Genomic DNA, 14,051 nt, shown 5'->3' with positions numbered 1-14,051 from the left:
CTTGAACCCCAACTCTTATTTGACGGCGCCTGCGGTCAGACCTGCAACGATCTGGCGCTGTGCGAAGACGGTAAGCAACAAAACAGGCAGCGTGACCACAAGTGCTGCGGCAGCAAGCGGACCCCAGCTCACCTGTTCGAAGGAAAGCATGTTGTAGACAGCGACCGGCAATGTGCGCGTTTCGCGGCTTGCGAGCACGATCCCGAACACGAAATTGTTCCACGAGAAGATCACCGCAAGGATAAGCGACACCACGATGCCGGGCTTGGCAATGGGCAGCGCCACCTTGAGAAACACCTGCAACGAGGACGCACCGTCGATTATCGCCGCTTCTTCCAGTTCCATCGGCGTCGTTTCGAAGTAGCCGATCATGATCCAGATCACGATAGGTACGGTCACGACCAGATGGATGATGATCTGCGGCCAGAGCGTGCCCAAAAGACCCAGCGTCTGGAACAGAAGGAACAGCGGGATCAGATAGGACAGACCCGGCGTCATGCGGGCGATCATGATGACAATCGCCGATTTATGCGCCCGAAGTCGGGCAATGCCGTAGCCCGCTGGAACACCGACCAGAAGGGCGAGCAGCGTCGCCATGCCGGTCACCAGAAGGCTGTTCCAGAAATACAGCAGAAAATCATTGGCTTCGAAAATCTGCGTATAGTTCGACCAGGCGAAACGTTCCGGGATCAGGATCGGCGGATAAGCGCCATTGTCGATTTCGTATTTGAGCGAAAGCGACAGCATCCAGATGAAGAAGAAAAGTGCTGGCGAAACGATGACGAAAACAAGAAGCGCAGTGCCCAGCTTCGACAGAATTGACTTGCGTGCCATTAGCCGGTCCTCAAGCGTTCCATTTGGTCCGCTGACGCAAGGCCAGCAGGATCATGGACATGGCGATAATGACGATGAAGAACACCACGGCAATCGCCGAAGCATATCCGATGTCGTAATAGGAAAACGCCACGTTATAGAGATAGATGTTGATGGTTTCCGATGCCGTGCCCGGGCCGCCCTGCGTCATCGCAAAGATGATATCGAAGCTTTTCAGTGCATCGATCGAGCGGATGATGACGGCAACCATGATGAAAGGCAGGATCATCGGAAGCGTGATGTAGCGAAATTTCTGCCAGCCATTCGCGCCATCGATTTCAGCGCTTTCAAACGGATCGCGCGGCATGGAGGCAAGGCCACCGAGCACAATCAGCATGACCAGCGGCGTCCACTGCCAGGTTTCGACTGCGACCAGCGACGGAATAACGGTGTTCTGATTGAAAATCCATTCCTGCGGGCCGATGCCGACCAGCGACAAGACATAGTTCAGCACACCGAGCTGCGGGTGATACATCATCGTCCAGACCAGCGCGACAGCAACCGGCGTTGCCATCATCGGCATGACGAAGATACCGCGTAACAGCCCGCGCATCGGCAGCTTGCTGTCGAAAATGAGAGCGGCAATCGTGCCGAGCACCATGGGTGCCACCACAGACAGGACCGTATAGACAGCCGTGTGCCACATGGAATCCCAGAAGCGAGCATCGCCTGCCAGACGAATATAATTGTCGAAGCCGACAAAGCTGATGCCACCGCCGAGCTGCCATTGATTGGCGCTCATCCAGAGAGTGAAAAGCCAAGGGAAGACGATCACCGCCCCGACGGTGATCAAGGCGGGAAGCACAAATGGCCAATAGCTCGGTTTCAGATGGCTTTTGCCAGCCTTGCCAGCAGCTTTCGGCGTGGAAGCCGCCTTTGTGGCGGCCTCCCCATTCATGCTCTTTGTTGCTCCTGTCGGGGCGGCAGATGTCATTTTCCTTCGCTCCGTGCGAGGACCGGACGGAATTCTTCCGTCGCGCGCTTCATTTCAGCTTCCGCTTCGGCACCATTCAGGAGATTGGTGAGGCCAACGCCCATGATGTCGCGGAACTCCGTGACAGGGACGATAACCGGCAGGCAGAGCTGGCTGATCGGTGCAGATTTAGACAGGGCTTCGACCCAGCCTTCCGGCATGGTGACGCCCTTGCGCACTTCTGCATCGTCGATGATCGACTTGCGGAACGGAACGCCCGAACCCGTCTGCAGCAGACGTGCGCCCATTTCCTTCGAAATGGCCCACTGGCAGTAAAGATAAGCGGCTTCCTTCTTGGTCGACGCTTCGGTCACGCCGATACCGTCGCCGGTCGTCGGTGCGGCCTGGGCCTTCGGTCCAGCCGGAATAACGCCATAGCCGACCTTGCCGACAACGCGCGACTTGTTCGGATCTTCGAGCGGCGGTGCAAAGCCGATACCGTCGAGCCACATGCCGACCTTGCCCTGAAGGAAGCTGGATTGGCACTCCGCCCAGTTGAAACCGGCAACACCGGGAGGTGCAGCTTTGGTCATCAGGCGCTGATAGAGCTTGGCTGCTTCGATGGCTTCTGCCGAGTCCGTCTTCAGATTGCCGTCGGCATCGACCGCGCTCTGGCCATAGCCGAGCATCAGGCTTGTCCAGACCGGAACATTGGCGTTCTTCATGCCGCGGGCCACAAAGCCGTAGGTGTTCGAAGACGGATCGGTTAGCGCTTCCGCAGCCTTGACCAGTTCTTCGAAGGTTTTCGGATATTCGATGCCCTTGGCGGCGAACAGATCCTTGTTCCAGTAGATGATCCAGTAATCGACCGAGAACGGCAGAGCACCGAAGCGACCATTGGCGTCCTTGGCGAAGGTCAGGCCAGCACTTGCGAAATCGCTTTCGGTCAGCGAAGCGTCGGTCAGCGTCGGATCTTTCAGGAACGGGTTGAGATCGGCAAGCCAGCCGCCCTTTTCGAACTGACGCTTCTGAACGTGATAGCTGATGTGAATGACGTCGAAGCTCGGACGACCGGAGGTCAGCTCGATGACGGCCTTCTGACGCTGCTGCTGTTCCGGCATCTGTTCGGAATGAACCTTGATGCCCGTCAGCTCTTCGAATTCCTTCTGATGCTTCTGAAGGATTTCGCCGCGCGGGCTCTTGATAAGGTTCACCTCAAGCGTGGTGCCCGCATATTTCTTCCAGTCAACCGTGGAAGCGGCGAAAGACGGGCTGATGCCAGTCACGCCCGATGCGGCGATTGCCGCAGAACCCGCCAGAAACTGGCGGCGTGTTGGATGAAATAGTTTCATTTTTTCTCCTCCCCTATGTTCCAAACTTGGCAACTCCTCTTGCCAAGCCACTGATTCTATTTAGCTAAATATGCAATGCCAGCGTCCGTGCATTGTTGATGTGAACGGCGATAGCATCCATGGCAATTTGCGGGTCGCGGGTTTCAATCGCCGAGAGAACAGCGAGATGCTCCTGCATGACCGGGATGACGCGACCAGTGATCCGGAAACGCTCCTGATTGATCAGGCGCATCTTGATCGTATTTGTCTGGTAAGCGCGCCAGATGATTTCATTGTCAAGCGAGGCGACAATCGTGTCATGCAGGCTCCAGTCGATATTCTGCGCCTGCTCCTCAAGCTCCGGTGTCTCGCCTTCGCTCTTGGCACGGTTCAGCGTGTCTTCATGCTCGGCACGCAGCGAACGCAACAACTCGTCAGAAGCCGACTGGCAGAAAATCGCAACCGACTCTTTCTCTATGAAAAGGCGAAACTGGAAAGCTTCGCGGATGAGATTGAGATCGATATGGGCAATCTGGAGTCCGCGCTGCGGCACGGTTTTGATCAGACCTTCTGCTTCCAGACGGGGGATCAATTCACGGATCGCGCCGAGCGGCAGGCCCGTCATGGTGACGAGCTGGCGCTGCGAGACGAACTGGCCCGGATGGAAATCGCGCGCCAGCAAATGCTGGGTAAAGCTCTGGTAGGCCTTGTCCCGCAACTTCACCGGCTCGTTCTGATCTTCCGCCAAGGCTTCGTCCTCTCCCAACCGCTTTGGTTATACTGCGGAAAGTTCTCCCACTTTTCCGCAGCATGTCTGCATCGCTTATGCCCGGCTCAGGCAGCCTTTGCCATATGCAATCCGCCAAATACACTGCCAATTGCATCGAAATCCGCATCATTCAGCGCAACCAGAGGTGCGCGGACATGACGCCATTCCATATCGCCAGTATGACGCGCCACCAGCGCCTTCACCGCAGGCGTTACCGGATAGTTGAGCAGCTTGCGCACGGCATCGACCAGCTCGGCATCGTCCTGACCATCATTGACCATGCGCAGAAGACGATCCGGGAACAGATTTGCCATGCCGGAAATCGCACCCTGCCCGCCCAGACGGACGCCAGCGGCGAGATCGCGCTCGTCACCAATGAGGATGGCAATGTCCTTATGGGCCGCCAAAAGCTTCTCGGTATAAGCCCAGTTGCCCGACGAATCCTTCACGCCAGAGATAATCGCTCCGAAAGCATCGCGCAGACGACCGATCAGGTCGACGGACAGTTCAACCGCCGTCACCGACGGAATGTTGTAGAGGATGATATCGCGCGCATCCGAACCAAGACCTTTCAACACGGCGGAGAACCAGTTGAAGAGACCGTCGTCGGAGAGATTCTTGAAATAGGAAGGCGGTGCCAGAAGAATGGCCTTGCAGCCGCGACGCAGCGCATCACCAGCCTGAAGCACCGCATCGGCCACCGAATTTTCCATCACGCCGACAACGATTTTGGAGGCCGGGAAGCCCTGTGCAATGAAGGCGTCGAGAAGGGCTGCGCGTTCAGCATCGGCAATCGACGAACCTTCGCCGGTGGTGCCGAACAAAGTGACGCTGGAACAGCCATTATCGATGCGCGCACGCGCGTGCTTGAGTGCACGGGTCACATCGATTTTGCCATCGGCATCGAATGGCGTCGTCAGCGCTGCAGAGAGCCCAAAGCGCTCCTGCCCAGAATGATTTTGCGGCAAAGCCGTCTCCTCCCAAGATTGAACTGTAAGTTGGCACATACTAACATGTTAGTAAATAGTCAATTCGGATTCACTGTGCATTTATGCAAAATCTGGGGGGATTTATGTCCTAGGCTGGAAGCAGACCGCTCTCCACAAACGCCAAGACCTCTGTGCGGCTTGGCGAACCGGAGCGTCCGCCGAAGCGTGCGCATTTGATGGCGGCGGCGGCATTGGCAAAACGGATGATGTCATGCATCGACCCGCCTTCGACGAGGCCAAGTGCGAAAGCGCCATGGAAGACATCGCCCGCGGCGAGCGTATCCACTGCTTTGACGCTGAAACCCGCGACATGCTGCACCGCGTGTCCGGCCCGTTCTGTCCAGTAGCATCCGTTCGCACCGGCGGTTACCGCGGTAAAAACATCATACCGGCTGGCCAGTATCTCGACGCATTCGCTCAAGTCTGTCGTGCCGGTCAGGCTGATGGCAGCAGGTTCTGAAGCAACGATATGGGTCGCAAGCGGCAACAGCCGTTCGAGAAGATCAACCGGGGCCGTATCGGCATCGAGAATCGCTGGAATACCGGCGCGACGAGCAGCCTTGAGGCCAGTTTCGGCGGCCCATGCCCAGCGCACATCGGCCATAACGGCCGCGAAAGCGCCCGCCTCGACAGGCGGCACGATCGAAGCTGGGCTGCCCAACTGCGGATCATAGAACGGAACGATGACGCGCTCGCCGGACGGATCCACCAGAATCGATGAGAAAGCAGTACGCGCACCCGTAAGCCTGCGAATATGGCTGCAATCGATCCCTTCGGCACGGAGTTCCGCGATCACCCGTTCGCCCGTGGCATCATCCCCCGTCGAAGCCCAAAGCGCTACATCCCCGCCAAGGCGAGCGATGGCAGCAGCCGCACTTGAAGCCATACCGGCAGCGATCTGCACCGCTTCACTGGGCAGATATTTCCCGGCCTGTTCCGGCAACGCGTCAAGACGAAGGATTGTGTCGAGCGTCAAAGCGCCCAGGCAGAGAATAGTGCGGCTCATGATATGCGATCCAGAACTTGCAACCAAATGCGTGACTGACAGCGTCCTCCCCGGATCGCCCCGGCTTCGCATATCACGTTTTCGTTCGTTGCAAAGCGGTCGTTACACCGCGGCACGAAACCTGCGGTCCAATACTACAACTTAAGAAAGCCCGTTATCCAATTGTTTTAAAAAACTTCTGAGACAAAGCTGTTATATAAACTTGCTGAAATGGCTCCAAAACCATTTCTCCCCGAAAAATCGCACAGCATAGAAAATTCACCGAAGAATTTCACGAAAACGAGGCGCGGTTTGATCTCGACAATGCCTAAGATGCAAATTACGCTTTTCACATGAATCAGTCGGTCCAGCGGCGTGCCGTATTCTTCATTGGCGGGTATGATCCAAAAACGCCGGACGCGTTTTTCAAGCGGCTGCGTAAGGAAATTTCCCGTTTCGATACGCTCTGGGGTTACCAGTCAACGGTCTCCACAGTCGATGACACGCCTGATCACGAGATCGGGCTTGCGACCATCGAAACCCATGCTGCACGCGAAGACTGGTCAACGACAACCGACTTTAATTTCCTCGCCCTCGATTCTATCGTGCTGGCAGATTTCGCCCGCCCCCTGCCGGTGCGACTTGGCAAATACCTGCGCGCCTTCGCCGACTTCGTCTTTTCCGGCACGGCATTTCATTTCTTTTCCAAAGCATGGCGCTTCGGGCTTTATTTCCTCTATCCTTTCTTCGCCATCGTTCTGTTTGCGCTTCTGGGACTGGCCGCTGCGCGCCTGACGGTGCATTGGCTGGGCACAATCAGCTGGATCATCGGGCTTGCCGTATTCTCGGTCGCTTTGACGGTGCTCGGTAAACGCTGGTCCACCAACCATCTGATGGATCTCTGGTCGTTCTCGCTGAACTTCTTTCGCGGCAGGCGACCGGATGCCGAAGCGCTGATGCAGCGCTTCGCAGAAGGCATTGTCCAGCGCATCAGCGCGGGCAAATATGATGAGGTCATCTTGATCGGCCACAGTACCGGCGGCATGCTGATGCTGGATGTCGCCGCCCGCTGTCTGGCCGTCGACCAAGCCTTTTCAACGCGCGCACCCAAAGTCACCGTTCTGACGCTTGGCTCCACCGCGCTCAAGGCCGGGTATCATCCTGCTGCCACGAAATTTCGTGAAGGCGTGCAAAGACTTACCGATGATGGTAAGCTTGACTGGGTTGAAATCCAGTGCCTGACCGATGCCATCAATTTTTACAAGACTGACCCGGTGGCGGAAATGAAGCTTAAGCGGGCCGAAGGTCGACGGTTTCCCTTCGTGCGTCAGGTGCGCGTTAAGGACATGCTGCTGGCCGAGACTTACAAGCGGGTGAAGCGCAACCTTTTTCGCGTGCATTATCAATATGTCTTCGGCAATACGAAGCCCTATTGGTATGATTTCTTTCAGGTTTGCTGCGGTCCGAAATTTCTGTCCGAGCGCGTGAACGACCATATTGTGGGCGGTTTGTCGCCAGAAAAGGTAGCTTCCGAATGACGCCCACCCTGGCAATGATCGTCTGGGCAATTGGTCTTGTCGCCTGGGTGGTCATCCGGGTGCCGCACCAGCGTCGCGCCCGCAAGATCAAGGTCACGACCAATGCTAAAACGCTTCCCGACCGTGCAGCGTTGGGCGCGGCCAGCCTCGGCCTGTCGCTGATCCCGATCATCTATGTCGCAACGGGTTTTCCGGCTATCGCGGACTACACCTTTCAGCCATGGCTCGGCTGGATCGGGGTTGTGGTCGAACTCGCTTTTCTCTGGCTGTTTTATGCAAGCCATCGCCAACTCGGCAAGAACTGGTCGGTCTCGCTGGAAATCCGCAAGGAACACAAACTCGTGACGGACGGGCTCTATAAATATGTCCGCCATCCGATGTATTTATCGTTCTGGCTTTGGGCGATAGCGCAGTTTTGCCTGCTTCCCAACTGGTTCGCCGGTCTGGCGGGTATCGTTGGTGTCGGCATTCTTTATTTTTACCGCGTGGGCCATGAAGAAGCGATGATGCGCAAGGCATTCGGCGCTTCATATGACGAATATGCCAAGCGCACCGGACGTGTCATTCCGAAACCTTGGCCATAACCTTGGTAAATTTACATGACGAACAAATCAGGCAATTCGGCGAAGTATTTCATAAGCCGCCGCTCTCTGCTGGCCTCCGGGCTGGCTTCTAGCCTTCTCATGGCTGCGATGCCGGTCGCAGCACTTGCCAAATCCGCCAAGACTGCCGTGCCGTCACCCAACACAAACGACAAACAGGGAAACGGCGCTCAAGCGGGGCGACCTGACGTTTATCTCCTGCGTGGCTTTGCCAATATTTTTTCCACCGGCATTGATGAAATTGGTGCCGATTTGCAGGCAGCAGGCGTTGATGCTCATGTCGAGGGCAACGCCGCATGGCGTCTTGTCGCCAACAGGATCATTGCTGACCGGCAGAAATATGGGCCACAGCCGGTCATTCTCGTCGGCCATTCATTGGGCGCCAATGCCATTATTTCCATTGCCGAAGTTCTGGAAAAGCGCGGCATTCGCGTGGACTACATGGCGTCCTTCGCCGCAACGGCACCTGATCCCCTGCCCGGAAATATCCGCCGAGTCGTCAATTTCTATTTCTCGCAGCATGGCTGGGGCCTCCCGCTGGTGCCCGGCCCCCGTTTCAAGGGCAAGCTGGACAATCGTGATTTTGCCGGCATGAAGGAAGTCGGCCATTTCAATATCGAGAAACAGCGCCCCCTGCAGGCTGAGGTCGTCCGCGATATTCTCCGCATTCTCAAATAGCCACAATTACGGCGCAACGAACGCCGCAAATGGTGACCTCGCTAATTATCACGAACTGAACAACTGTCGCTCTCAATCAATTTAATTGCTGGACGTCTTCTTTGTGTTAGCGTGCGAGGTGCCGGATTTGCGGCGTATCCCTTCGTTGACAGGAGCCTTGAGTGAAGCGTTGGGTTGTTTGGGGTGTCCCAATCCTATTGGTTGCAGGTGCCGCTTATGTCGGCTGGCAACATGCCACGAAGCAGAACGGTGCTAGCGCTCCGAACACAGTTCAGACAGATAGCCGGAAAAGCGGCAACCGCTCGGGCGGCGGCGAACATGCCGTCAAGGTAGCTGTTGCGACGGCAGGATCACTGCCGATCCAGCGCACCACAATCGGCACGGTTGTTGCCGTTGCGTCCACGGCCGTCAACAGCCCCGAGGCCGGTAATGTAGCGATCCTCAACGTGAAAGACGGAGCCATCGTCAAGAAAGGTGATCTGATCGCCCAGCTTGATGATCGCGCTATTCGCGCCACCGTTGTGAAGGATCAGGCCTCTGTCGCCAAGTCGCAGGCGACGCTGAACGACGCGCAACTCGTGCTGAAGCGGACACAGGACCTTGTCACCAAGGGCATCGACACATCGCAGGCGGGTGACGATGCTCTGGCGGCTCTCAGAGTGGCGGAAGCGCAGCTTCAGGTTGATCAGGCACAGCTGGCAGCCGATCAGGTTACGCTTGACGACACCAAGATTCTCGCCCCCTTCGATGGCCAGCTCGGCGTTGTATCGGTCTCGCTTGGCGCTTATCTGTCGGCTGGCTCACCGGTCGCGACCATCACGCAGATGAAGCCGATCTACGCAGATTTCACGCTGCCGGAAACGGATCTCGCGCTTATCCGCGAAACTCTGTCCACGGGCACCCTAAAGGCGACAGCCACAGCTGTATCGGCAGATGGCAAAGACACTTCGGAAAGCGGGCCGGTCAATTTCCTCGACAACAATATTGATGCCGCAAGCGGCACTGTCCGCCTGCGCGCCACGCTGGATAATCAATCCGGCAATTTCTGGCCCGGACAGTCACTGCGTGTGCTGGTGGAAGCCGGACAAGCCGACAATCTCGTTCTCGTGCCGGGCGTTGCCGTACAGCCGCAGGAAAACGGTTCGATCAGCTATGTCGTGAAGACGGACAACAGCATTGAAGTGCGTCCGGTCACTGTCGCCTTGCGCGCAAATGGTATGGCCGGTCTGAGCGCTGGCCTGCAACCCGGTGAAAAAGTGGTGACGGAAGGTCAGGCCTCGCTTGCCAATGGCAGCAAGGTGAAACTGGCCAGCACCGATACAGAGACAAAAGTCTCTTCCAACTGAATGAAGGCATCAAGGCGATGAACATTTCCGAAGTCTTCATTCGCCGCCCCGTTGCAACGATCCTCCTTGTCATTGGCGGATTGATTGGCGGCGTTGCGGCTTATCTCCAGCTTCCCGTTGCGGCTCTGCCGGAAGCGGATTTTCCGACTATCAACGTGTCCGCCCAGCTCGCGGGTGCCTCGCCCGACACGATGGCGTCTTCTGTCGCAACCCCGCTCATCAAGCAATTTGAGACGATTGCCGGTATTGATACGATCAGCGCCACGTCGTCGCTCGGCAATACGTCGATCACGCTACAGTTCAACCTGTCGCGCGATATCGACGCGGCAGCAGCAGATGTGCAGGCGGCGATTACCCGCGCCCAGCGTCAGTTGCCCGATAATCTGACCACACCGCCCAGCTATCGAAAGGCCAATCCCGCCGATGCCCCGGTTATTATTCTGGCGCTGACAGGCGACGGCGCGCGCCTGACGCAGATGGACGACATCGCACAGAACATCATATCGCCGGCGCTTTCCACCATTTCGGGTGTTGCCCAGGCGCAGGTTTATGGCTCCAAAACCTATGCTGTGCGTGTCGAGGTTGATCCCGACAAGCTCGACAGCCGCAATCTGTCCTTGTTCGGCCTCGGCAATACCATCGCCGCCGCCAACAGTCAGACACCTGTCGGCACCTTGCAAAACGGGTCACAGGCCTTGACCGTCAATGCCAAGACCCAGCGTACCAATGCCGATGAGTTCAAAACCCTCATCATTTCGGGCAGCGGTAATCGCGTGGTTCGGCTATCAGATGTCGCGACAGTTCTCGACAGCGTTGAGAACGTCAATCAGGGCAGCTGGCTCGACGGCAAACAGTCCATCGCACTTGCCGTGCAACGACAGCCGGGATCGAACACAGTTGCCGTTGTTGACGCGATCAAGGCCAAACTGCCGGAGATCGAATCTGCCCTGCCCGCACAGATGCACATCTCTGTCGTGAATGACGTGTCCCGTTCGATCCGCGATGCGGTGGCCGATGTTCAAAAGACGCTGGGCATTACGATTGCGCTCGTCGTGCTCGTCATCTTTCTATTCCTCGGCCAGTTCTGGGCAACTATGATCCCCGGCCTTGCCGTGCCGCTTTCCCTGGTCGCGACATTTGCCGCCATGTATGCGTTTGGCTTTTCCATCGACAATATTTCGCTTCTGGCGCTCACACTGGCGGTTGGTCTCGTGGTGGACGACGCCATCGTGATGCTCGAAAACATCGTGCGCTATACCGAACAAGGGATGCCGCCGTTTGAAGCTGCCATCAAGGGCAGTCAGGAAGTGACCGGAACGATCATCTCCATGTCGCTGTCGCTGGTCGCGGTTTTCCTGCCCATTCTTCTGATGGGCGGCATTGTCGGACGTGTGTTGAACGAATTCGGCATGGTGGTGACGCTCGCCATCCTCTCCTCGGCTCTCGTTTCGCTAACCGTGACGCCAATGCTTGCCGCGCGCCTGCCACATAAGGAAATCAAGCCCGGCAGGATCGCCCTCCTGTTTGATCGGGTGACCGAAGGCTATGGACGCGCTGTCGGCTGGTGTCTCAAACATCGCGCGATAGTGCTGCTCGCCTTCGGCCTGAGTTTCCTCGGCTCGGTCTGGTCATTCATGACCCTGCCCCGTAGCTTCTTCCCGCAGGAGGATATTGGCATCCTCACCATTTCAACACAGGCGCGACAGGATATTTCCTATCAGGCGATGCGAGACCTGCAACAACAGGCGGCGTCTATCGTATCCGGCAATCCTGCCGTGGAACACGTCACCGCTTCGCTGGGCAGCGGGCCCGGCGGATCGACCTTCAACACAGGTTCGCTTCTGGTGCAGCTCAAGGGACGCGATCAGCGGCCGCCACTGGAGCAGACGTTGAGCGCATTGCGCAAATCGCTGGCCGCTCTTCCCGGTATCACCGCCTACATAACGCCGGTGCAGAATCTGCGCTTCGGCGGACGCAGTACGCAGAGCCAATATCAGATTGTTCTTCAATCGCTGGATGCGGATGAAGCCCGGTCGTGGTCGGTAAAGCTGGCCGATGCCATGAAGGCCGAGCCGCAAACCTTTGTCGATGTCGCATCCGACCTTCAGAACAACGCTCTGCAAGCCAGTATCGAGATTGACAATGACAAGGCCGGAAGCCTGGGCATTTCTTCGGACGCAATCCGCAACACGCTCGAAGCAGCCTATGGCACGCTGACCGTTTCGCAAATACAGACCACCGGCAACAGCTACGACGTCATTCTGGAACTCGATCAAAGCCGCCAGTGGGATGAAACGCAGCTCGGTGCGCTGCGCGTTCCATCATCGTCAGGCACCCTCGTTCCGCTGGCAAGTTTTGCCACGATCACGCGAACCAATGGACCGGTGACCGTCAATCAGTCCGGGCAGCTCGCATCGGTCACGCTGTCGTTCAATCTGCCCGCAGGGGTGTCGCTTGGCACGGCCACGGACCGCGTGACAGCCCTGCGCTCCGCAATCGGAATGCCAGCATCTGTATCGGCGCAACCATCGGGCGCAGCGCAGATCTTCGCCCAATCGACCGGCAATATGGGGCTTCTGATCCTCGCTGCCGTTGCGACGATCTACATCGTGCTCGGCGTTCTCTATGAAAGCTTTGCACACCCGCTGACCATTCTGTCGGGCTTGCCGTCAGCCGCCTTCGGCGCGCTGATCACGCTCCAGCTCTTCGGCTTCGATCTGTCGATCATTGCACTGATCGGCTTGCTGATGCTGATCGGCATCGTCAAGAAGAACGCAATCATGATGGTCGACGTCGCGCTGTTTTTGAAACGTGATGAAAATCATCCGGCAGAAGAGGCCATCCATCAGGCTGCCATTCGCCGCTTCCGACCTATCATGATGACGACATTCTGCGCACTTCTGGCCGCAGTTCCAGTAGCGCTTGGAAGCGGTCAAGGGTCCGAACTGCGCCAGCCCCTCGGCGTTGCAGTTGTAGGCGGTCTCCTGCTCAGTCAGGTTCTCACACTGTTTATCACGCCGGTGATCTTCGTCGAGATTGACCGCGTGGCAAGCGCTCGTTGGTTCCGCAGGCGCAAGACCGAACCTCATACGGCTTGATGGTCGATAAGCCTCCCGCGTGGATATTCACCCACGCGGGAGGCTTTGTTTTATCTGATGATTTTACTTGGCCAGAACAGAAATATCCTGCGAGGCCTTGATCTCATCAGCAGATGCACAAAAGCCAGCCTTGCTGTCATCACTGCCTTCGGCAAGAAACAGGCCAAAACGCGCTCCGAACGCTACAAGAACGGCAGCCTCACGCAGGTCGGCCTGCTCGTCACTCAGCTTTTTATCCGTATCTTTGATGACGTCTTCGATTTTCCTACGGAAGGCTTCATGATCGAGCTCGTGACCGTCGCAGATTCTAACAATAGCCGCCTGATATGCGAGGTTGTTCAGGCTCGCAAATTGCTTTGTCGTCAGAAATTCGCCTTCACCCTTAGCCAGAGCGTCCCATGCGGCGTGAAGCCGATGATTGGTCGCGTCTTCAGCAAAAGCCACTTTTGGAAAGGCAGCGAGCAATGCCGCGCCCAGTAAATAGTGATGAAATTTCATAATCTATCCTAATTGCCGAACTGCGAATGGGTCGTGATGCCCGCATAATGCCCGTTGGGAAGGTAACAGGCCCGCTGCGCCGGGTAACAGGTGATACCCTGGCTCAGACGATAAGGTGGAGGCGGCGCATAATAAGGTTGCGGCTGTGGAGCATAAACGTCGTGGGGACGGTTGCTGCCATTGTCGGCAACGGCGGCAGCAATAGCCAGACCAAGGATGCCAGCGGCAACCGCAGCACCCGCATGGTCGTGATGGTGAGGGAAATCGTGATCATGGCCAAATGGGGGGAAATCATGGTCATGATGCCCCCAGTGGTCGTGATCCCAGTCATGGCCGAACGCGACCTGCATCGGCGCGGCAAGTGCCAATACGGCCATGCAGGAGAGCAACTGCATTCTTCGCTTTGCGATCATTATTGATCCTTTCTGATC

The 14,051-nt window shown here is 57.0% G+C and carries 13 protein-coding genes; 5 read left to right on the top strand and 8 right to left on the bottom strand.

Annotated features, from left to right (window positions below):
* Positions 1 to 15 precede the first annotated feature (15 nt).
* The 6 genes from FHW03_RS05335 to FHW03_RS05310 form a co-directional block, all read right to left on the bottom strand.
* Positions 16 to 834: a carbohydrate ABC transporter permease gene (locus FHW03_RS05335; RefSeq protein ID WP_182519677.1), complete on the bottom strand. Its 819-nt coding sequence runs from the start codon at positions 832 to 834 to the stop codon at positions 16 to 18.
* Positions 835 to 844: 10 nt separating this feature from the next.
* The gene (locus tag FHW03_RS05330) at positions 845 to 1,807 is read right to left on the bottom strand and encodes a carbohydrate ABC transporter permease (RefSeq protein ID WP_182519676.1); all 963 of its coding nucleotides are present in this window, start codon (positions 1,805 to 1,807) and stop codon (positions 845 to 847) included.
* Positions 1,804 to 3,138, bottom strand: a complete 1,335-nt coding sequence (locus tag FHW03_RS05325; RefSeq protein WP_138783623.1) for an ABC transporter substrate-binding protein — start codon at positions 3,136 to 3,138, stop codon at positions 1,804 to 1,806. Before FHW03_RS05325 ends, FHW03_RS05330 begins: the two co-directional genes overlap by 4 nt.
* A gap of 64 nt (positions 3,139 to 3,202) precedes the next feature.
* Entirely contained in the window at positions 3,203 to 3,865 is a 663-nt protein-coding gene (locus FHW03_RS05320) for a GntR family transcriptional regulator (RefSeq protein ID WP_182519675.1), read from the bottom strand.
* An 86-nt stretch (positions 3,866 to 3,951) separates the two neighbouring features.
* Positions 3,952 to 4,854, bottom strand: coding sequence for a dihydrodipicolinate synthase family protein (locus tag FHW03_RS05315; protein WP_182519674.1), 903 nt, complete (start codon positions 4,852 to 4,854; stop codon positions 3,952 to 3,954).
* A 109-nt stretch (positions 4,855 to 4,963) separates the two neighbouring features.
* Positions 4,964 to 5,881: a PfkB family carbohydrate kinase gene (locus FHW03_RS05310; RefSeq protein WP_182519673.1), complete on the bottom strand. Its 918-nt coding sequence runs from the start codon at positions 5,879 to 5,881 to the stop codon at positions 4,964 to 4,966.
* 332 nt (positions 5,882 to 6,213) lie between these two features.
* Between FHW03_RS05310 and FHW03_RS05305 the strand changes: the two genes are divergently transcribed.
* From FHW03_RS05305 to FHW03_RS05285, 5 genes are all read left to right on the top strand, one after another.
* Entirely contained in the window at positions 6,214 to 7,398 is a 1,185-nt protein-coding gene (locus FHW03_RS05305) for a lipase (protein ID WP_182519672.1), read from the top strand.
* On the top strand, positions 7,395 to 7,982 hold the full coding sequence (locus FHW03_RS05300; RefSeq protein ID WP_182519671.1) for a protein-S-isoprenylcysteine O-methyltransferase: 588 nt from the start codon (positions 7,395 to 7,397) through the stop codon (positions 7,980 to 7,982). Before FHW03_RS05305 ends, FHW03_RS05300 begins: the two co-directional genes overlap by 4 nt.
* A 51-nt stretch (positions 7,983 to 8,033) precedes the next feature.
* Positions 8,034 to 8,678 carry a lipase gene (locus tag FHW03_RS05295; RefSeq protein ID WP_182520059.1) on the top strand — a complete coding sequence of 215 codons (645 nt, stop codon included), beginning with the start codon at positions 8,034 to 8,036 and terminating at the stop codon, positions 8,676 to 8,678.
* A gap of 161 nt (positions 8,679 to 8,839) precedes the next feature.
* Positions 8,840 to 10,024, top strand: coding sequence for an efflux RND transporter periplasmic adaptor subunit (locus FHW03_RS05290; RefSeq protein WP_182519670.1), 1,185 nt, complete (start codon positions 8,840 to 8,842; stop codon positions 10,022 to 10,024).
* A 17-nt stretch (positions 10,025 to 10,041) separates the two neighbouring features.
* Positions 10,042 to 13,122 carry an efflux RND transporter permease subunit gene (locus FHW03_RS05285; RefSeq protein WP_182519669.1) on the top strand — a complete coding sequence of 1,027 codons (3,081 nt, stop codon included), beginning with the start codon at positions 10,042 to 10,044 and terminating at the stop codon, positions 13,120 to 13,122.
* 63 nt (positions 13,123 to 13,185) lie between these two features.
* On the opposite strand, the gene FHW03_RS05280 is transcribed toward FHW03_RS05285, so the two are convergent.
* Positions 13,186 to 13,620 carry a hypothetical protein gene (locus FHW03_RS05280; RefSeq protein ID WP_182519668.1) on the bottom strand — a complete coding sequence of 145 codons (435 nt, stop codon included), beginning with the start codon at positions 13,618 to 13,620 and terminating at the stop codon, positions 13,186 to 13,188.
* Between the two features lie 8 nt (positions 13,621 to 13,628).
* Positions 13,629 to 14,033 (bottom strand): hypothetical protein, encoded by a 405-nt coding sequence (locus FHW03_RS05275; RefSeq protein WP_182519667.1) that lies wholly within the window; start codon positions 14,031 to 14,033, stop codon positions 13,629 to 13,631.
* Positions 14,034 to 14,051 lie beyond the last annotated feature (18 nt).

Origin of the sequence: Ochrobactrum sp. RH2CCR150 (assembly GCA_014138095.1) — a bacterium.
Taxonomy (GTDB): domain Bacteria; phylum Pseudomonadota; class Alphaproteobacteria; order Rhizobiales; family Rhizobiaceae; genus Brucella; species Brucella gambitense.
This window is presented reverse-complemented; position numbering and strand designations above follow the sequence as displayed.

Bases quoted from the DNA above. Each gene is read 5' to 3' on its own strand.
- FHW03_RS05335 (WP_182519677.1), bottom strand. From the start codon at position 834: ATGGCACGCAAGTCAATTCTGTCGAAGCTGGGCACTGCGCTTCTTGTT.
- FHW03_RS05330 (WP_182519676.1), bottom strand. From the start codon at position 1,807: ATGACATCTGCCGCCCCGACAGGAGCAACAAAGAGCATGAATGGGGAG.
- FHW03_RS05325 (WP_138783623.1), bottom strand. From the start codon at position 3,138: ATGAAACTATTTCATCCAACACGCCGCCAGTTTCTGGCGGGTTCTGCG.
- FHW03_RS05310 (WP_182519673.1), bottom strand. From the start codon at position 5,881: ATGAGCCGCACTATTCTCTGCCTGGGCGCTTTGACGCTCGACACAATC.
- FHW03_RS05305 (WP_182519672.1), top strand. From the start codon at position 6,214: ATGAATCAGTCGGTCCAGCGGCGTGCCGTATTCTTCATTGGCGGGTAT.
- FHW03_RS05300 (WP_182519671.1), top strand. From the start codon at position 7,395: ATGACGCCCACCCTGGCAATGATCGTCTGGGCAATTGGTCTTGTCGCC.
- FHW03_RS05285 (WP_182519669.1), top strand. From the start codon at position 10,042: ATGAACATTTCCGAAGTCTTCATTCGCCGCCCCGTTGCAACGATCCTC.
- FHW03_RS05280 (WP_182519668.1), bottom strand. From the start codon at position 13,620: ATGAAATTTCATCACTATTTACTGGGCGCGGCATTGCTCGCTGCCTTT.
- FHW03_RS05275 (WP_182519667.1), bottom strand. From the start codon at position 14,033: ATGATCGCAAAGCGAAGAATGCAGTTGCTCTCCTGCATGGCCGTATTG.